The sequence below is a fragment of the Eximiradius sp. genome (assembly GCA_937127445.1).
In the GTDB taxonomy this organism is placed as follows: Bacteria; Bacteroidota; Ignavibacteria; order Kapaibacteriales; family UBA2268; genus JAKIZO01.
This window is the reverse complement of sequence record CAKZLY010000007.1, coordinates 18814-39308: the sequence shown is the minus strand read 5'-3', so window position 1 is coordinate 39308 and position 20495 is coordinate 18814. Positions and strand designations below refer to the sequence as shown.

General features: G+C 34.6%; 15 protein-coding genes. 5 read left to right on the top strand and 10 right to left on the bottom strand.

Annotated elements, in window-relative coordinates; translation table 11 throughout:
* Position 1: 1 nt before the first annotated feature.
* Positions 2 to 3496, top strand: a complete 3495-nt coding sequence (locus tag AC6QZF_RS01670; RefSeq protein ID WP_499798148.1) for a hypothetical protein — start codon at positions 2 to 4, stop codon at positions 3494 to 3496.
* Here AC6QZF_RS01670 and AC6QZF_RS01665 read toward each other — a convergent pair.
* The 5 genes from AC6QZF_RS01665 to AC6QZF_RS01645 are packed head-to-tail and all read right to left on the bottom strand — an operon-like array spanning position 3493 to position 8330.
* Positions 3493 to 4839, bottom strand: coding sequence for an aspartate kinase (locus tag AC6QZF_RS01665; protein WP_499798147.1), 1347 nt, complete (start codon positions 4837 to 4839; stop codon positions 3493 to 3495). The genes AC6QZF_RS01670 and AC6QZF_RS01665 overlap by 4 nt on opposite strands.
* Positions 4840 to 4842: 3 nt before the next feature.
* Complete coding sequence (locus tag AC6QZF_RS01660) at positions 4843 to 6279, bottom strand: response regulator (RefSeq protein WP_499798146.1); 1437 nt, start codon at positions 6277 to 6279, stop codon at positions 4843 to 4845.
* Positions 6280 to 6317: 38 nt separating this feature from the next.
* Positions 6318 to 6719 (bottom strand): hypothetical protein, encoded by a 402-nt coding sequence (locus AC6QZF_RS01655; RefSeq protein ID WP_499798145.1) that lies wholly within the window; start codon positions 6717 to 6719, stop codon positions 6318 to 6320.
* Positions 6720 to 6735: 16 nt separating this feature from the next.
* On the bottom strand, positions 6736 to 7569 hold the full coding sequence (locus tag AC6QZF_RS01650) for a purine-nucleoside phosphorylase (protein ID WP_499798144.1): 834 nt from the start codon (positions 7567 to 7569) through the stop codon (positions 6736 to 6738).
* A gap of 23 nt (positions 7570 to 7592) precedes the next feature.
* Positions 7593 to 8330, bottom strand: a complete 738-nt coding sequence (locus tag AC6QZF_RS01645) for a class I SAM-dependent methyltransferase (protein ID WP_499798143.1) — start codon at positions 8328 to 8330, stop codon at positions 7593 to 7595.
* A 119-nt stretch (positions 8331 to 8449) separates the two neighbouring features.
* Here AC6QZF_RS01645 and AC6QZF_RS01640 point away from each other — a divergent pair, with 119 nt between their 5' ends.
* Positions 8450 to 9994: a glutamine synthetase beta-grasp domain-containing protein gene (locus AC6QZF_RS01640; protein WP_499798142.1), complete on the top strand. Its 1545-nt coding sequence runs from the start codon at positions 8450 to 8452 to the stop codon at positions 9992 to 9994.
* Positions 9995 to 10039: 45 nt separating this feature from the next.
* On the opposite strand, the gene AC6QZF_RS01635 is transcribed toward AC6QZF_RS01640, so the two are convergent.
* The 5 genes from AC6QZF_RS01635 to flhA form a co-directional block, all read right to left on the bottom strand.
* On the bottom strand, positions 10040 to 10690 hold the full coding sequence (locus tag AC6QZF_RS01635; protein ID WP_499798141.1) for a peroxiredoxin: 651 nt from the start codon (positions 10688 to 10690) through the stop codon (positions 10040 to 10042).
* A gap of 38 nt (positions 10691 to 10728) precedes the next feature.
* Entirely contained in the window at positions 10729 to 11205 is a 477-nt protein-coding gene (locus AC6QZF_RS01630; RefSeq protein WP_499798140.1) for a Dps family protein, read from the bottom strand.
* Positions 11198 to 11626, bottom strand: coding sequence for a Fur family transcriptional regulator (locus AC6QZF_RS01625; protein ID WP_499798139.1), 429 nt, complete (start codon positions 11624 to 11626; stop codon positions 11198 to 11200). The genes AC6QZF_RS01630 and AC6QZF_RS01625 overlap by 8 nt, the downstream gene beginning before the upstream one ends.
* A 247-nt stretch (positions 11627 to 11873) precedes the next feature.
* Entirely contained in the window at positions 11874 to 12884 is a 1011-nt protein-coding gene (gene fbp / locus AC6QZF_RS01620; protein ID WP_499798138.1) for a class 1 fructose-bisphosphatase, read from the bottom strand.
* Between the two features lie 12 nt (positions 12885 to 12896).
* Entirely contained in the window at positions 12897 to 15020 is a 2124-nt protein-coding gene (flhA, locus tag AC6QZF_RS01615) for a flagellar biosynthesis protein FlhA (protein WP_499798137.1), read from the bottom strand.
* A 149-nt stretch (positions 15021 to 15169) separates the two neighbouring features.
* Between flhA and AC6QZF_RS01610 the strand changes: the two genes are divergently transcribed.
* The 3 genes from AC6QZF_RS01610 (at position 15170) to AC6QZF_RS01600 (ending at position 20476) form a co-directional block, all read left to right on the top strand.
* Positions 15170 to 16783 carry a M20/M25/M40 family metallo-hydrolase gene (locus tag AC6QZF_RS01610; RefSeq protein WP_499798136.1) on the top strand — a complete coding sequence of 538 codons (1614 nt, stop codon included), beginning with the start codon at positions 15170 to 15172 and terminating at the stop codon, positions 16781 to 16783.
* A gap of 65 nt (positions 16784 to 16848) precedes the next feature.
* Positions 16849 to 20013 carry a sensor histidine kinase gene (locus tag AC6QZF_RS01605; protein WP_499798135.1) on the top strand — a complete coding sequence of 1055 codons (3165 nt, stop codon included), beginning with the start codon at positions 16849 to 16851 and terminating at the stop codon, positions 20011 to 20013.
* A gap of 88 nt (positions 20014 to 20101) precedes the next feature.
* Positions 20102 to 20476: a cytochrome c maturation protein CcmE domain-containing protein gene (locus AC6QZF_RS01600; protein WP_499798134.1), complete on the top strand. Its 375-nt coding sequence runs from the start codon at positions 20102 to 20104 to the stop codon at positions 20474 to 20476.
* The last annotated feature ends 19 nt before the right edge of the window (positions 20477 to 20495 follow it).

Sequence of the window (20495 nt, the reverse complement as noted above, 5' to 3'; positions counted from 1 at the left end):
TATGAAAAAAGATACATATAAAGCGATAATTCAGAAACTTCGCATTACTCGCAGAAAAGAAAGCTTCATCATCCTATTTTCAGGGCTTTTCAATGCCCTCACTTTTATCATTTCGGTTCTTTTTGGGGTTACCTTAATTGAATTTTTTGCCCAGGGAGATGTTTTCTTCCGTGGCATTTTGTTTGGTTTTATAGTCTTTTCATCAATAATGCTATTGTCCTTCTTTTTGAAAGATGGCTTAGCCCGGTTTCTGTTACCAAAAAGTCGTCCTCCACTGCACCTAATAGCGCTTAGGGTTGGCGATCAATACCCAGATGTTAAAGATAGATTAAGCAATGCAGTTCAGATTTATCAGGAACGTAATAAGCCCAATGGTATGTCTGCCGAACTCATCGAAGCAGCCTTCGACCAAATTACTTCCTATTCGAAAGACAAAGATTACAACGTAATTTTAGATACAAAAAAACTCAAAAATTCTATTATTAGCTTCACTATTTCTTTGATGATTTTCTTATTGTCATTCTTTATCTTTCAATCCTCATTTGGTTTTGCTTTCGAACGTGTTATTAACTGGAATAAGTCTTATCTGCCACCTCCACCATTTAGTTTGACATTAGTCAATGAGCAGCAAATAATTCTCCGTGGAAAACCTGCTCAAATAGTATTTAAAGCCACCGGAAAAGCACCTGAAACTATTAAATTACTTATTAAAGAAGAAAAACAAAAGAATTATGATGAGTACATCCTTCGTCTTGATACGGGAGACATCTATATTTACTCTATTACTGCTGTTAAATCTAATCTTCAATTTTATGCTTCTGCTGAATGGCTGACAACCAACATCATTACAAAATTAGGCTCGATTAAAGTTGTTGATTTGCCCCAAATTCGTTCTTTAAGTGGTAGGGTTGTCTATCCAGCTTATACAGGTCTCGCTCCAAAAGATTTCGATGAGCAAAATGCTGATATCTCTGCTCTTAACGGTTCTTCCGTAAATATCTCTGTGCTTTCCAACAAACAAATCAAATCTGCTCAGTTAGTAATTGAAAAAAATCGGTTTAACGATAGAGATACAATCGCTTATTTCGACACAACTTTCGTTCCAATGTCAGTTAAAGATAACATAGCAACAGGGAGATTTATCTGCAATTTTAACGGTTTCTATCATATTAAAATTATCGACACCGATGGCCAAACTAATCACGAACCTATTCGCTATTCTGTGGTCTCTGGAAAAGATGAATATCCAACAATCTCTCTCCAATCTCCAACTATGAATGTGGAACTCGATAAAAATGCTATTCTTCCTATAAGAATTGCAATTAGCGATGATTATGGCTTTAGTTCTGTCAAATTGCATTATAAACTAATCGAATCAAAATATTCATCGCCCGAAAAAAATTACAAGCAGATTTCAATTCCATTGTCCGCAAGCAACTCCACAATTCAGGATTTGCCATATGTCTGGGACTTGAAAAAAGTCAATATTACTCCCGAAGATAAATACGAATTCTTTGTTGAAGTTTTCGATAACGACATAGTCAATGGTCCCAAATCTGCACGTACTCAAACGATTACCGTAAGGCTCCCTTCTGCTGAAGAATTAATGAAACGCAACGATTTTGTTCACGAAAAAGTCGAAAAAGAACTACAAAAAATTGCTAAGGAATCTGATAATTTAAAAAAAGAAATGGAAGCAATTAACCGTGAATTGCTGAAAAAAGACAAAAAAGAACTTACCTGGGAAGAAAAGAAAAAAGTCGAAGATATACTGAAAAAACAATCAGAATTACAAAAGAAAGTTGAAAATTTATCGCAAGAATTGTTTCAAACAACTGATAAACTCCAACAAAATAATTTGTTGTCGCCCGAAACTTTGCAAAAATATCTTGAACTCCAAAAATTAATGCAAGAAGTTCGCTCGCCCGAACTCGAACGTTTGCAACGCCAGATGGAAAATGCTCTCCAGAATATGACTCCCGAGCAATTACAAAAAGCTATGCAGTCAATTCAATTTGATGAGGAAAAATTCCGACGCAGTATAGAACGCACTATGAAAATTCTTAAACGTGTTCAAGCTGAACAAAAAGCCGATGCTATTGCAAAACGTGCCGAGGAACTTAAAAATCAACAAAATCAACTTGAAAATCAACTGAAAAATACTAATCCAAACGACGAGGACAAAAGAAAAGAACTTGCTCGCAAACAACAGGAACTTCTCAACGAGCTCAAATCTATCAATAAAGAACTCGACGAACTCCGTAATCTTATGAAAGAAATCGGCGAAAACGAAATGCCTTTAAGCGAACTTAACGAAGCCGCTGATGAACTCAATTATGAAGAAACTTCGCAGGATATGCAGGAAGCATCTTCTTCAATAGAAAAAGGTGATTTCAAAAAGTCTGCTTCGAAACAGCAAACAGCCTCTCAAAAAATTAAAAATTTCTCCCAGAAAATGAATGAATTAAAAGATAAAATGAATGATAAAGTTAGTCGCGAAGCTCAACGAAAAATGCAAAAAGCACTTCAAGATTTGCTCACAACATCTAATAAACAAGAAAAATTGAAAGATAAGACTCAAAAAGCAGATTTTAACTCTACCAAAATTCCCGAATATGCCAAAGAGCAAGCTGATTTATTTGAAAGTGTTTCCAATGTGGCCAATTCTATGGCTCAACTTGCTGAAAAATCATTCGCAGTTACACCACAAATGGGCAATGAAATGACAAATGCTCTGATACAGATGCGGGCAACTGTCGAATATCTTGCTAATCGTCAAATGTCTCAGGCTGCGAAATCACAAATTGAAGCTATGAAATCGCTGAACTCTACAATCGGACAAATGCAATCTATGCTTAGCCAAATGCAAAACAAGCAAAGTTCTTGCGACGCTGGTGGCGGTATGGGACAGGGACAAAGCAAAAGTGGTGGTCAGGGGATGGCTTTCCAGCAACGCTTACAACAATTAGCTGCCGAACAGCAAGCAATTAATCAAGCAATGCAGCAACTCGGCGAAGGAAACAACCCCGGAAGCCTTTCCCAGGAACAACGAGCTCAAATGGCACGTCTTGCTGACCGCCAAGGTAAAGCGCAAAAATCTCTTCAAGAACTTGCAGAAGAACAAAGAAATACTCCCGATGGAAATAAATTAGCTTTAGGTGATTTAAATAGAATCGCTCGTGAAATGGAAGAAGTTGCTCGCGATATTCAAAGCGGAAATGTTTCTCCCGAAACACGTCGCAAACAAGAAAGAATTCTTTCGCGTCTGCTCGATGCTACTAAATCTATTTATGATAGGGACTTCGAAGAACGCCGTCAAGGGCACACCGCTCAGGACATCTTCCGTGATAGTCCTAATTCTGCCGATTTCGAGCAATTTATCCGTCAGAACCAATACATCCAGGAAATGATAAATAATGCTCGTCGCACTTATACAAAAGATTATGAGCAACTTATAAGAAAATACTTTGAAAACTTAAAAGAAATTAAAAACTAATTACCTATAACTGAGTGTATTCTCTCTATTATCTCTCTTGTATTTTCTTTCGAAAACAAGAGAGATAATTGTTTATTTATCCCAAATTGTATATAATCTATTTGATAGCTTTCTATTTTCTTTATTAGTTTAGCTAATAATTCTTTGTCAAGCAAAATATTATTCCCAACTAAGCAAATCAAATCTCCTTTGATTGCTTCGACTTGAAAATCTGTATATGTTGCTATTATATTATTAATTTGCTGATTTTCCAATTTTGCAAACAATACAAATGAGGTTTCTGATTGCGAAGAAGATAAGATCTTTATATTCCTTCTGATTAAATAATTCAATATATCGACTATTTGCAAATTATTGTTTCGTTTTGCATCAAGATGGAAATGCAGTTTTGTAACTTCGCTCAATACACTTATCGAATGCAATTTGGGTTCTGAGGCTTGGTTGTTTTCTTTGATTATTGTTCCTTGTTCCAGTGGTGAAAAAGTGTTTAATACTTTGATAGGAATACCTGCTTCGATAGCTGGTTTTATAGTGTCGGGGTGCAGAACTTTTGCTCCATAAAATGAAAGCTCGCGAATTTCATCAATTGTCATTTCATCTAGTGTAATTGCTTGCTCGACAAGCCTCGGGTCTGCCGATTTTATCCCGGAAACATCTGTCCATATTTGAATTTCCTTTGCATCAAGAGCTAGCCCATAAATCGATGCACTAAAATCCGAACCACCCCTTCCTAATGTAGTTGTTCTACATTCTAAATCTGAGCCTATGAACCCCTGTGCTATTATCGTATCGTGTGCATCAAATTGTGGTTTCAACTCTTTTTGAACTTTCGATTGTATAATTGGGTAATTAGGTTCTGCTTCGCCGAATTTACTATTTGTTATTATATAATTTTCTGAGTTAATTAAAGCAGCATTAATCTTATTTTCAAGCAATATATAATAAAAAACTGTAGTTGATAATTTCTCTCCAAATGACACATAATAATCGAGCATCTTTGGTGTTAACTCTTGTAATAAAAAGATTCCTTCGCTATACTCTCTGATTTGTCTGATAAGCTTCCCAATCTCATCCATTGCGTTCCATCTTAGTTCAGTTTTTATTGCGTTTTCAATAATTTGCTTATGATGTTCAGAAATGATATTAATAATTTCAATCGATTTCGCAAGACTTTGCAAAGATAAGTTGGCCGCTTCAATTAATAAGTCGGTTACACCTTTGCAAGCAGATAAAACAACCAATTTTTTACACTTTTGTGAAGAAATTATTTGATATACATTTAGCATTGCGGAAGCATTTGCTACTGAGCTCCCGCCAAATTTCATTACAATGATATTACTCATAAATTATAGCGGAACCAAGATTGTTACTTTCGAAGGTATCATTTCTGTGCTTTCGAGTTGTTTTATATTTTTTATCGTAGCCTCATCAAGGATTGTTTCATTTTTCACTACAAGCATACTGTTTTTAGTAAATAAAGTCTGTCCCATCATCATTCCAGGTTCGAGCTGTGAGACAAAAACACTTTTTTCTCGCATTTTTTGTCCACTCGAGGTTTCAATTGCTTCGATTGGTTCATCAACTTCTTCTTTTGCTTCCTCTTTTGAGTTCCTTTTTGGTTGAATTAAATCAGCAATAGAATCATCAATATTTACAATGCGCAGTTCTCCTTGTTCTGGAACTAATGTTGGTATTGATTTTTTTCTTATTATATCTTGAAAATGGTGAAAGAGATCATAATCGAACCACGTTGCATGACGATATAGTGATTTTATTGCTTCTTCGTGTCTTTTTTTTGTGCGTTCCGGTCCTTGCAGTACATATCCTACTTCATAAAAATGAGATAATTCGTGTAGTTGCATTCTATAAACATTATTATGGTAGAAGTTTACTATTGAAATTATCTGAGATTCATAAGATACAGCCGGTCCCGAAAGCATCGCAGGGAAACCACTTCCATCATGGTGTTCCCATATATTTGCGATAATATCTGCATATTTTTTTATTTTTTTTACTTTTACAACTGTGTCAAGAGCAGTTCTGAAATATTTCAAATACTCCATTTTCTTATCGTCAGCCAAATCGTGAGGGTCTGTTAATATGAAATTAATTGGCATCCCGTTCAATATGCTGGAATGAAGTAAAGATGCTAAAACAATGTTATTTATTCTCTCTTTTGATAATCCCAATTCTTCTGCAAATAGTTTTGCTGTAACTGCTACAAATTTAGTGTGGTTCGTAAAGTAAAATCTTTCGGCGTAACTTGCTATTCCTGAAATTGCTTGTATTGTTTGATTAAGTATTTCTGTATTTTCGCTAATAGAACGCTGAAGCTCTTCATTCTTTTCTTTCAGCTGTTCGATTGTTTTCTTCAGTTCGATTGCTTGTTTTTTTACTTTTTTGCTTTTGTTGTAGTTATCAAATGCAATTTTTATCGATTGAACCAATGCTAATTCATCAGCTGGCTTTATCAAATACATATAGGCGTGTGCCTGGTTTATAGCTGGTATTATATCTTTGGGGGTTGTATATCCTGTAAGTATTACCCGCGTTGCGTCCGGAACCATGCTCATACTCTTTTCTAAAAATTCTGCTCCACTCATCCCGGGCATCCTTTGGTCGGATAATATTACCTCTGCTTTAAAGCCATTCTTCAATATTTCCAAAGCTTCTTCGCCACTTTCTGCTATCCTTACATCATAATACTTGGAAAACATTATACTCAGTATTTTTAAAAATGCTGTTTCGTCGTCAACTATTAATAATTTTCCCTTGTTTTCCATATCTCTTATACACCAAATTCAGTATTTATTCTTTTAATTTAATAATTATTATCTATTTTAGAAAGTTTATTTTCGGCTATTCTGTAATTAATGTAAGATGATATTGCCTCTGCTGTTAGCAATGACGATTTGTTTATCTTTATTCTCAACTCAGCGTTCTCATCAATAAATGGAAGATCAATTAAGTTTCTAAGTGATTTTATACGAATAATTAAAAAGAATCTTTTATAAAACTTTTTCTTTATCTCTGTATTGATAATTTCAGAGTAATTTATTTTTACTCTCTTAATGTTCGATTTTAACACTCCAATTATGCTATCCTTGACAAAATACTCTATCGTGAGAGAGTTCTCATCTATAAGTAAATTCCCGTGACATTCAGCAAATCCGTGATACATATCCTTATAAGTAAAATTCAATATTTCATCTGGAACAATCATTCTTTTGCCAGAATATTTAACCTAATTTACTAATTATCTTAATTACTAACCTGGTTAATTTAGGCTCGGCAACTTGTGCGGCTTTGATTATTTCATCCAAAGATACAGGTTTTAGTGCATCAGGGTAGCATTCATCTGTTACAATAGAAAATCCAAGCACTTTTATTCCCATTTGATTGGCAACAATGCATTCAGGAATGGTGCTCATTCCAATCAAATCCGCCCCAATCAACCGTAAAAAGCGATATTCGGCACGCGTTTCCAGGCTTGGGCCGCTCATTGCAGCATATACCCCTTTGTGTAGTCTTATCCCTAATTCCAGTGCTAATTCTTCTGCCAATTTAATCATTTGTTTGCTGTATGGTTCGCTCATGTCAACAAAGCGAACCCCAAATCTTGGGTCGTATTCACCAATTAGTGGATTATCGCCTATCAAATTAATGTGGTCATCAATTACAACAATACTTGTTATTGGAATATAAGGGTTCAATGAACCACAAGCATTAGTTATTATCAATCTTTCTACACCCAAATATTTCATTACTCTAACTGGAAACGTTATTTGTTCCATCGAGTAGCCTTCGTAATAATGAAAACGTCCTTGCATTGCAACGACTTCTTTGCCCTCCAGCTTCCCAAAAATTAATTTTCCTTTATGGCTTTCCACCGTAGAAGTAGGGAAGTGGGGTATATCTATATAATCAAAAACTCTATTGATTTGAATTTTAGTGGCTAATTCGCCCAAGCCTGTGCCTAATATTATCCCTGTTTTCGGGGTTATTTCTAATCTTTGCTTTAAGTAGCTAATGCTTTCTTGAACTTTGTCAAATAATTGTTGTTTTTTCTCCATATTATATTTCTCATTTTTGAACATTACTTATACTTTCTTGCAATTGTAATTATTGATAACCCAAATGGGAAAATAATCTTCCCTAACAAATATTTTTCTAATAAAAATACGCCTTTAAATAGTTTATTTACTAATGGTGGAACATTTTCAACTGGTTCATTGTTCTTTTTCTCCGCACCAGTGAGCTTATCCACGTATCTTTTCAGCACTGCAGGAACAAAAAGCAATGTATTAAAGTAAGAAGAATATACAATATTGAACCCTGCTTGTCTAAGTAAGTTATTAAAATCGAACCTGTTATATCGGCGATAGTGCTGGTGAATTTCATCGTGTCGGCTCCAAAGCGACTGATATGCTGGAACAGTTGTAATAAACCACGCCCCATTTGGTAATTTATCATACACTTGCTTCACTATTTCAAGATCATTTTCAATATGCTCTATTACGTCCAGCATGATTGCTGCTTTTATTGGAAATTGCTCGAAATCAAATTCTTCCACAGTCGATTGAAAAATATACTTCAACCCACGCTTCTGACAATATTCAATAGCCAAATTCGAGGTGTCCAGGCAAACTGGATTATACAAATGCGATATTTTTTCTGAAAAACCACCAGTCCCGCAGCCAATATCTAACACGTAGCTTCCTTGTGGTATGTCGGTTTTTTGTAATATTAGCGTTTTTACTATTTCATTTCTGGCAACAAACCACCAATATTTATTCTCTAATTTATAATTTATATGATATACTATTGCTTCCATTTATATTACTTTTTCAGCTTGTTTCACTTTTTCTCAAAATAAAAATATGAAAAATTTATGAACATTTATTATATTAAATTTCTGATACTATATATTTTATAATTTTTTGATGGTGCTTTATGACTAAACTTGAAAATTTTGCTTTAAGTAATCCTATTTCTGTTATTTTAGGTAAGGAACCAAAAGATTTTACTCGTGATGATTTAGTTAGAATTATTAAAGAAAAAGAGTTAGAACGCATTACATTCCATTATACCGGTATTGATGGAAAAATTAAAGAGCTTAGAATTCCAATTTGTAGCACACGGCAGGCTGAGATGATACTTACCGAAGGTGAACGTGTAGACGGCTCGTCCCTTTTCAAAGGTATTGTTGATGCAGGTTCTTCTGATATGTATGTTCTTCCGGTTTATAAAAGTGCTTTTCTTAATCCTTTTGATAATAAGAGTATTGATTTTGTTTGCCGCTTCTTGAACAAGAATGGCGAACGTGCCGCATTTGCTCCCGACAATATTCTCCATAAAGCTCATTCTTTGCTTAAAGAACGAACTGGTTTAGAACTTTGGGCCTTAGGTGAATTAGAATTCTACCTTATCGGACATACTAACAATCAACTTTTCCCGATGCCTAAGCAACGTGGCTATCACGCTTCCGAGCCGTTCGTCAAAAGTGCCTCCGTGCTGAGCGAAATGGTCCGCTATATCACTCAAATTTCTGGCAATGTAAAATATGCTCACTTCGAAGTGGGTTACCTTGAACGTATCGAAAGTGACTATCCTGAACTGAATGGAAAAAGTGCCGAACAAGTTGAAGTTGAATTTTTGCCAACACCAATTGAAGATACGGGTGATATTATTGTCCTATCGCGCTGGATTATTAGAAATGTTGCATATAGAAATAATTTTACTGCCACTTTTGTCCCAAAATTGGAAATCGGACACGCTGGAAATGGAATGCACTTCCATCTTCAACTTATGAAAGATGGCAAAAATATTATGACCGACGAAAACGGTGTTCTTACCGACCACGCTAAAATGCTAATAGGCGGACTATGCAATTACGCCCCAAGCCTAACTGGTTTCGGTAATATGGTTACTGCATCTTATCTAAGGTTAGTCCCTCATCAGGAAGCACCTACTCGTGTTTGTTGGAGCGAAATGAACCGAAGTGCTTTAATCCGTGTCCCACTCGGCTGGAATAACCTTTCAAATCTTGCTTCTGTTGTTAATGATTGCCCTGTCGAACCGCTTGAAAAGCGTCTCTATCGCCAAACAGTTGAAATTCGCAGTCCTGATGGAAGTGCAAATGCTCATCTATTGCTTTCAGGGATTACTATGGCTGCTGAATGGGGACTTTCGAACAAAGAAAAATCACTCGATATTGCTAAAAATAGCTACGTCAGCACTAATATCCATAAGTCTTCCATCGAGAATGAACTTTCTGAACTTGCTACAAGCTGCGTCGAATCAAGTGAAAAATTGCTCCAACATCGTGAACTTTATGAACGCGACGATGTTTTCCCACCGCAGGTTATTTCGTTTGTTGCTTCACAACTCCAAAATGAAAATGACAAAGACCTCAACCAACGTTTGTTGTCTCTTCCCGACGACGAGAAACTCAAAGAATCACGCCGTATTATGCATAGAGATATTCACAAAAACTAATAAAAATGGCGGGTTTGCTACCCGCCATCTCTTTATCATTTTACATTATTTCTGCTCAATATCTCTATACAAAAACCACCAATCGTAGTTTTCGTAGCGGTCTTTCTTATACATCGCTGCTTTATAGTCAGTTGCAGGTGGAATAATTACTTTATTGCCAATTAATTCATTGTTTGGCCAATTTGCAGGTATTGCTACTTTTTCTGTGTCAGATACCTGGAATGCTTTTATCATTCTCAATAATTCATCAAAATTGCGTCCCAGCTCTTGCGGATAATACAATATTGCTCTAATTGTTCCTGTTGGATCTACGAAAAATACTGCACGAACTGTATTCTTCCCTTTCCCCGGATGAAGCATGCCAAGCATTTTTGCAATTGTCCCATCATCTGCAATGATCGGGAATTGAATTTCTACTTGCAAATTGTCTTTTATCCATTCTACCCATTTAATATGAGAGAATACTTGATCAATCGAGAGCCCTACTAACTCGCAATTTAATTTTTTAAATTCCTCGTATCTTTTCTGGAATGCAACAAATTCAGTTGTGCACACAGGTGTAAAATCTGCCGGATGGCTAAAAAGAATAAACCACTTGCCTTCCAGATCTTTTGGTAAATTCATTTTTCCCAAAGTTGTTTGCACTTCGATCTCGGGGAATTTCTCTCCAATTGATGGAAATTTGTAATCTGACATTTGAACCTCCATTAAATATTAAAAATAGTTGATATAAATTAATTATTTAAATATGCTGAATACATCCAGACTAACTTTTCTTGTTCGCGAATATAATCGCTCATTAGTGTATTTGTTCCTTCATCACCGACTTCGTCAGAAAGGTCTAAGATATAGCGTTGTTTTAGAAGCAATATCCTAAAACTATCAAGTATCGAAGCAACAGTATCTTTCGCCGAAGATAAATTCTTTGCTTCTTTGATTTCCGATTTTGCCAAATAATCGCTAAATGTATGCAATGGCGTGCTTCCAATTGTTAAAATGCGTTCAGCTATTTCGTCAATTTTCAAAATTAAGTTGTCGTATAATTCCTCGAATTTTAAATGCAATTCAAAAAACTTCTCGCCGCGAATGTTCCAATGAAATCCACGAACATTCATATAAAAAACGTGATAATTAGCTAACAGATCATTTAATTTTTCTGCTAATTCTGCTGACTTTTGAGCGTCGAGCCCAATTTGATTAAGGTTACTCATTGTTTGTTTCCTTTTCTTTGGTTGAACAAATAATTTGAAGGCGTATTTCTTTTATTTCATAATCATTTATTTTTTTCTTCGAAAAATAGTCGTTAAGTAGTTGAACAAGCTCTTCATCGTAATAATCCGCTAGTATTTCTCCATTCTCAGAATATATATGATGATGTGTTTCTACAAAAGCGTCATATCGAGATATTCCATATTCGCTTTGAAACTTATTGACGAGCTTATGCTCAACAAACGTTTCAAGTGTGTTATATATTGTACTTAACGAAACGCTCGGCAGTACTTTTGATACTTTTCGATAAACTTCTTCTGCAGTTGGATGCTGGCGACTGTTAAGTAGCACTTCGTAAACATAGAGTCTCTGAACGGTTGTTTTTAATCCTCTGCTTGCTAATCTTTCTTTTAATTTATCCATTAATTTATAATTATTCTTATTTAATAATAATTTCTATTTTATAGTCGTATGTAAATAATAATTATTGTAAATTATTTTAAAAATTTTTTAAAATAATTTAAATTTTTGAAATTTGTTAAGAAATAGACAATTACTTCATCAAAGTTTATTGAAGTAATATGTTATCAGGTATTGATAATAATTGAACTATCTTAGCCTGAAATTGATAGGAATAAGGCCTTTTAGGAATTGAAATGTTTAATAATGATTACAAATTTATCTCATTACGATAATACTTTTCATAAAGGTTAACTTCGTCTATGCTTCCAATAATTAGTGGTGTTGTTTGATGAATAGAAGTAGGTTTGATCTCTAAAATTCTTTGCTTGCCATCGGTTGCTTTGCCACCTGCTTGCTCGGCAATCATTGCAAGAGCATTTGCCTCATAAACAAGCCTGAATTTCCCAGTTGGATGCGATGTGTCTTCGGGATATAGATAAATTCCGCCATATAGTAAAGTTCGATGTATATCTGCTACTCCGCTTGCAATGTACCGCAACATATATGAACGCTCATTTCCATTTGCTCCTTTAAGGTAATCAACGAATTTTCGCACATTAGGCTTCCAATTGTAGTAATTTCCTTCGTTACAACTATAAATATTGCCTGATGAAGGAATTTTCAAGTTCTTTTGTGTAAGAAAGAATTCACCCAAAGTTGGATCGTAAGTAAATACATTTACTCCATTTCCAGTTGTATATACAAAAATAGTAGAAGAACCGTAGAGAGCATATCCTGCGGCAACTTGTTTCATCCCACACTGCAAAACATCATTATTAATATTTACCGGAATAGTGTCATCGAGCCTGCGATAAATTGAGAAAATACTGCCAATAGTGACATTCACATCAATATTTGTCGAGCCATCGAGCGGGTCGTATACTAAAATATATTTTGCATTTTCGCCGTTTATTGCATAGACTAAATCTTTTTCTTCTTCGCTTGCTATGCAACATACATTTCCATTTTGCAGAATTAAGTTCTTAATTATTTCATTTGCAAATTTATCCAGTTTTCTTACTTTATCACCGTTCGGATTTTCTTCTCCTGTTAGTCCAAACATTTCATTAAGCCCAGCACGACGCACTTCCCGCGAAATAATCCTAATAGCAAGAGCAATATCGTGAAGCAAAGCTGAAAATTCTCCCGTGGAATAGGGATGTAAAGACTTTTCGTTTGCTATATGGTGGTCAATTGTAACTAATTTACTCGTTTTCATATCTTATCTTTTTTATACACGCACTTGCCCGTGTATTTCTATGTCAGTATCTGCAGGAAGCTCGGTGAAACTGACAACACTTACAAGTGGATAAGTATTGTGAATCATTCTATAAAGATAAGGACGTATTTGTGCAGAACAAATTATTAACGGCAAATATCCCGCAAGAGAAATTTCCTCGATTGCCTCATTTAAACTATTTTTCATTGCTTCGATAAAATCGGGTGGTAATCCCATCGATGGTGCTATTGCAGTTGTCCCATGCATTTGAAGTGCATTCGTGATTTTCTCTTCGATTTGCGGATCTAATGCAATTGCGTGAATTACTCCGAATCTATCTTGATATAATTTTTTTATGGTTTCAGATAAATTATGACGTACGTATTCTGTCAAAACATCAGTATTTTTTGTTACTTTTGAATATTCAAGAATTGATTCCAGAACTATAGGCAAATCTCTAATTGGTATTCCCTCAGAAAGTAGATTTTGTAACACTTTCTGAACAAGTACAAGTGGTAATTGTTCCTGTTGTATTTCTTCTAAAAGTGCGGGATAATCGTCTTTCAAGTTGTCAATTAATCGCTTCACCTCTTGACGCGTTAGAAGTTTATCGGCATTTCGCCGCAGCAATTCTGTCAAATGTGTTGTTAGTACAGTAGCTGCTTCGACAACTGTATAGCCCATTACTTCTGCATTTTCTCGTAAGTTTTGATTTATCCAAACAGCTGGCAATCCGAATACCGGTTCTGTTACATTAATTCCGTCAAGAGTGCCCTCGGCATTTCCAGGATTCATTGCAAGCAACATATTAGGATACAACTTGTTTCTTGCAATCTCGTTATTGCGAATTTTTACAACGTATTCTTCTGGTTCAAGTTGCAAATTATCTCTTACTCTTACTGGTGGTAGAATTATACCGAGTTCCTGAGCTAATTGACGCCGAACATTTGTTATTCTTTTGAATACATCGCCTCCCTGTGTTTCGTCAACTAATTGTATCAAGGCATAGCCTAATTCTATTTCTACCGGATCTATTTTAAGTAGTTCCTCTACCGGCTGTTCAGGCGGGGCACTAATTTCTTCTGCTTTTTCAATTTCTTCTTTCAGTTTCTTTTCTGATTCTTGTCTCATTTGTTTGTGCCGGTAATAAGCAAATGCTCCGGTTATAACCGAGAGAATAAAAAATGGGATAAATGGGAAACCTGGTATGGTTCCCATTACTAATAATACTATTGAAGTAATCGCGAGAGGTTTAGGACGACTACCTATTTGAAACGATAGCTCCGTATCCAGGTAATCTGAGCCGCTCGAACGTGTAACAACCAAGCCACCCGAAACAGAAATAAGAAGCGAAGGTATCTGTGCTACAAGTCCATCACCAATTGTCAAAATTGTATATGTAGAAGCAGCAGTTGCAAAATCCATATCGAATTGCAACATCCCTACGGCAAGTCCTCCAAGAATATTAACTCCCGTTATTACAAGTCCTGCTATCGCATCTCCTTTGATAAACTTTGCAGCACCGTCCATTGCACCAAAGAAGTCTGCCTCGCGAGTTAGGTCTTCGCGTCGTTTTTTTGCAGTTGCCTCATCTATATATCCTGCATTCAAATCTGCATCAATACTCATCTGCTTGCCGGGTAATGCATCCAAAGTAAAACGAGCACTTACTTCTGCAATACGTGTAGAACCCTTGATTACTACAATAAAATTGATTACAAGTAAGATAAGAAATATTATAACGCCAACTACATAATTTCCCTTGATTACAAATGATCCAAATGCTTGAATAATATCCCCTGCCGAAGCCTCGCCTAAAATTAAACGCGTAGTTGCCACATTCAATCCTAATCGAAACAATGTTGTCATAAGCAACACTGCTGGAAACGAAGAAAATTCCAGCGGCGTTCTTATGTAAATCGCAATCATCAAGATTAACACAGACAAAGTAATATTTGTCGCTAAAAATATATCTAATAGTTTTGGTGGCAATGGTATAATTAATAACCCCAATATGAGCAAAACGCCCATCGCTAATAATAAATCCCTGTTCCTGCTCAATTGCGGAAGTACATTATTGCGAATTTTGCTCATAGCAGGTGAATTTAATACATCTATTTGTGTATTTTTAGCCATTTTTTTTCTTCATCATTCAAAAAACATAGTATTTATGCTATTTCTATTATATCATTCTGATTATCGTCAATTTCCTTGCCATTTATTGAACAATAAATTTTTTTCATTCAAATTTTTTTTATTTTTCATTATTAAGTAAATTGTTTTTTATGAGAGTATATCTAAAGATAATAACCTTGCTGTTTGCTTCTTGCCTGATTGCAGAGATTAATAAAAATCAGATTATCAGTCACGTTAATTTTCTTGCAAGTGATTTTTTGGCAGGTCGACTAACGGGTTCGTTCGGTAGTGAAATTGCTGCTAAATATTTAGCCTCAGAATTACATAAATACGGCGTGAAACCTCTTGGCAACGAAGGCACTTTCTATCAATATATTCCTATGCACTCCACTAAACTACTCCCTGAAACAAAACTAACTATTTATTCCGAAAACAATTTTCGCGAGTACTCTCTAAACGATGACTATTTAGTTTACAAAATTTCTCACCAGATTTTTCTTTCTCGCCGCACAGAAATGGTATTTGCAGGATTTGGCATCGTTGCTCCCGAATTTGATTACAACGATTACTTAAATATTGATGTTCGTGGAAAAGTTATTGTAGTTTTGGATGGCGAACCACATTCTTCTTCACCCGATTTTTTTGCAGGCGAACGACCTACTACTTATTCAAGCTTCGAAACTAAACAAATCATTGCTCTCTCTCGTGGTGCTGCTGCATTAATAATCGTCTCAACCAAAAGCATTTCAAATCAGAATCATTGGGATAAAATGAAACTTAATTACCAATTCGATGATTTCTCACTCGCTTACAATTTAAATAAAAATTTGTGTATTGTTCTTAACCCAATCGCTTCTGATTTTATCTTTGCCCAATCTGGTTACTCTCTAAATCAGATTTTGGAGCTTGCTAATAATAATAAATTATCAAGTTTCCCGCTAAACACTTTTTTTGAATTCAAACCTCAAGTTGAACGTCACGATTTCCTCGCTGTTAATGTTGTTGGCCTTATTCAAGGCTCTGATGAAAAATTACGCGACAGCTACGTCTTAGTTTCTGCCCATTATGACCATCTTGGTATTGGTATCCCTTTTGGCAACGACAGTATTTACAATGGGCTTACCGATAATGCTCTCGGATGTGCTGCCACACTTGAAATTGCTCGCACAATTATGGGAGCCAATCGCAAACCCAAACGTTCTATTATTTTCCTTTTCACAACGGCAGAAGAACAAGGCTTGCTCGGTTCAGCCTATTATTGTGATTATCCCGCACGCCCGCTCTACAAAACTATTCTGAATATTAATATCGACGGAATTGCTTTTTTGGATAAATTTAAATCAGTGGTTGCAATTGGTGCAGAGTTTTTAGATAGTTTAAATGTTTTAGATAGTATCTTAAAAACAAATAATCTATATTTATCGGAACTGCCTTCCTTTGCATTGGATAATTCCTTTGTTTATTCAGATAATTATTCTTTTGCAAGAAATGGCGTACCTGCTTTGCTTGTTATGGATGGGCTTGATTTAGAAAATTATACTTCAGAGGAAGCTTCCGAAAAATACTATCATTATGCCCATCATATTTACCATACACCCAACGACGACTTTAAGTTTTCAGTTAATTATGATGCTGCATTGCAACACGCTAATTTACTATTCGATATTGTGTTTGCCTTCGCCAATAGTTCTAATCAACCAAAATGGAAAGAATCTTTACCTTTTTACGATGCTTGGTTACGAATTAACGCACAAAAAAAATAATTTTTTGATTTACTTATTTTAGTTTCTTATTTTTATTTTCTGAGTGATGATTATTTTTTTGCAAAATGAATAACAATTCTATATCAATTAGTATATTCGAACAGCTCTTCGAACTATCTAAAGAAGCACTTCTGATTGTTGACAAAGAGTGCAATATTATCTACTGCAATAATTTTGCTGAAAATATCTTTGAAATACCTATTGATACTATTAAAAGCTTAAAAATCAATGAACTTTTTGTCAAATATGTTAATCAAAGTAGCAAGGATTATCTGAACGAAAACTTTATAGAAAGCCTATATAAAAACTTATATAACATTGCTTACACAAACGAAAAACCCTCAACATCTGAATATACTTTATTCTTTGGAGATAACAAAACGAAGAATATTTATGTCATTTATTATCCTGTTATTGAAGATGAGAACCAATATATTGGCATTATTATCAAAGAAGACAAGAGCAATAAACTTCTTCGATTAAACCTTGAATATAGAAAAAATTTCGAAAAGCTTCTCAGCGAAATAGCCCAAGATTTCACAAGTTTAGAAACTTATGAACTTGAAGACAAGACTCTAAATGCACTCAAAAGATTCTGTTACTTTGCTAACGCTGATGGAATTGTTCTTTACATGGTTAGCGATGGGATTGTCACCCCCGAATATGCATTTTTCGCTAACACATTGCAAGTAAATGTCAATAAATTCAAAGAAAGAATCGACAATATTCATCAGTGGATTTATTCATTCTTTAAAAAGAGTAACTATGTTTCAGATAATTTTTTAATTGAAATTGAAAATACTTTTCCTGAAGTGCGGAAGTATATGAAATTACTGGGATTATCAAACATTTTCATCGTTCCTGTAATCTATGATAATGATTTGTACGGAGGCATTGCAATTTTTAATGCTATGCTCGACAACTCTTGGCGAAATGAGGATTCAGCTTTACTAAGAACCTTTTCTAATATATTAGTATCTGCAATTGATAGAGTTAGCAAAGAAATTCAGCTCCAAAGTGAAGTGAATATAAATGTTAATGTCGCTACAATTTCAAATTATGTTATCAACGAAACTGAACTTCATAAAATTTGTCAACTGATGCTTTACTCTTTTACTAATTTATTCGCTAATCATTTTAGTTTCCTTACAATAAACAATATCGGTGAACACATTAATATTATTCATAGCTCTATTTTTGAATTTGATAATAATGCAATTTCAATATTAGATAATTTTATTAGAGAGCAATTTGCAAAAGATAATTATCTCTATGAAAATTTCAATAAACCCGTTCAAATCAAATTAAACGACAATATCTTAGCGATAGAAAATTACCTTTATGCACCCATAGATATTGAAGGAAAAAATTTTGGATATATTTTCCTCGCCAACAAAGATTCAAAGTTTAACAAGGGAGATATTAAAATCCTTTTAAGGATTCTTAATGTTTTATCACTTGCATTGAATAGACATGTAATTCAGACCAAACTAATTGAAAGTGAAAAAAAATATTATTCTCTGCTGGAAAATGCTACCGATCCTATGTTTATTATGAAGGACCATAAATTCCTTTATATCAATCCAAAATTTTGTGAGTTCTCTGGATACACAAAAGACGAACTTTTATCTCCTGCATTCGACTACTTTAATTTAATCGAGGAAAACTCCCGCTCAATCATTCGCAAACGTGCTCTTGAATCGCTTGAAGGAAAAAAACTCCCAACAAGTTTTGAGCTAACTGTCCGTAGAAAAAATGGTGAAATTCGTAATATTTTACTGAGCGAAGTATCAATTAATGAACCTTGTGAGTTTCATTATTTTATTGGAATTGTTGATGATTTAACCACAACAAAACGTCTGCATAAAATTATTTCAAGAAAAGACGAAATATTAGAAACCATAAGTCACGCAGCCGAACAATTCCTTATTGAACCAAATTGGCGTAATAAAATTAAAGTAAGCCTCGATAGACTTCTTTCGATCACCGATTCGTCTATAGTGTATTTATTCGAGCATATCAGCGAAAACGATGATACGTTTGATTTGAAATGTTTGAATTACTCTTCTTTAATTGACATTACTAACGAACAATTATGCACCAGTCCTGAATTCAAATTTATACTAACAGCAAACCGCAACATTAAAAATAAACTGCTTGCCGGTGAAATTGTTGTCATTCATTATGATGAACTACCTACTAACGATTTGAATTTCCCCGCAAATTTTCAATTTACTTCTCTTACTTTTATTCCAATTACTCCATACAACAAATTCTGGGGATTTTTCTTAATAAGAAACGTTGAAACTAAACAACAATGGATCCGACAAGAAATTGATGCTCTCGAAATTGCTTCTCGCATCTTTGCCGCTGCAATTATTAATGAACAAAATGAAAAAGCACTCAAATCAATGAATGTCGAACTCGAGGAACGCGTCCGACTGCGGACTGCTGAACTCGAAGATGCTCTTGAAGAGCTTCGCTCTGCAAAAGATGAGCTCCAATCTGCCTATCTTAAAGAAAAAGAATTTAGCGAACTTCGCGCGCGTTTCCTAAAAATGATTTCGGAAGAATATCGTTCTCCTCTCACCGTTATGCTTACATCGCTTTTCCTTATGGAACTTGCAATTGTTAAAAACGACTTAGGCACTCTTTCTAAGCACGTAGATAGAATTCGTATAGCTGCTCGCCAAATGACTCATTTGCTCGATAACGTTCTTGTTACTGGTCATCTAAGCGAAGAAGATGTCCTCAGCGAAATCCATTTTTCTCCATTTAATGTTGCTAACTTAATAGAAAATGTGGTTGATGAAATCAAAGCAATAGACCAATATCACCATAATTTCCAAATATCTGTGGAGCTTCAAAATCCAATGATTGTTACAGAAGAAAACTTATTTAAAACTATTATGATGAATTTGGTTACAAACGCTGTCCAATATTCTCCAATGAATACAGATGTCAATATTTCTGTCGGGCTTGTCGAAGATAATGTTATTTATGTTCAAGTTAAAGACCAAGGATTTGGAATTCCTGAAAATGATAAAAAACATATTTTCGAACAATTCTATCGTGGTGAAAATTCCGAATCAATTCAAGGCACCGGACTTGGATTATATATTGTTAAAAATGCTGTCGAAAAATTAGGTGGAGAAATTAGCTTTCACTCCGAACTTGGTGTTGGAACTTCATTTACTTTTTCTTTACCAGTTCATTTTATTCACACTTAAAAATGAATTAAGCTTCCCAAAAAAATTACTTTTTTTAAATTAATTTTATTATTTTAGGTAAAATTGATTATTAAATATGAGTTTAGTTATGAAGAAAAAATATTTAATCGGAATTATTGCTGGGATTATCCTAATTATTTTAGCAATTTATTCATTCGATGCGAGTAAAATTGAATATTCTGATTTTGCAACTGCTCGCCAAGAACTCAAAACTGTTCAAATTATTGGTTCTTGGGTTAAAGAACTTCCCTCGAACTACGATAACAAAAAAAACCAATTTAAGTTTCATTTGAAAGATGAAAAAAATGGAATAGCAGAAGTTATCTACAATGGTGGTAAACCAAATAATTTCGATATTGCGCCGATGGTTGTTGTTAAAGGGAAGTTTGAAGGAGATATTTTTATTGCTTCGGAAGTTCTTACTAAATGCCCCAGCAAATATGAAGGCAAAATGCAAAAATAATTCACAAATGATTATCAAC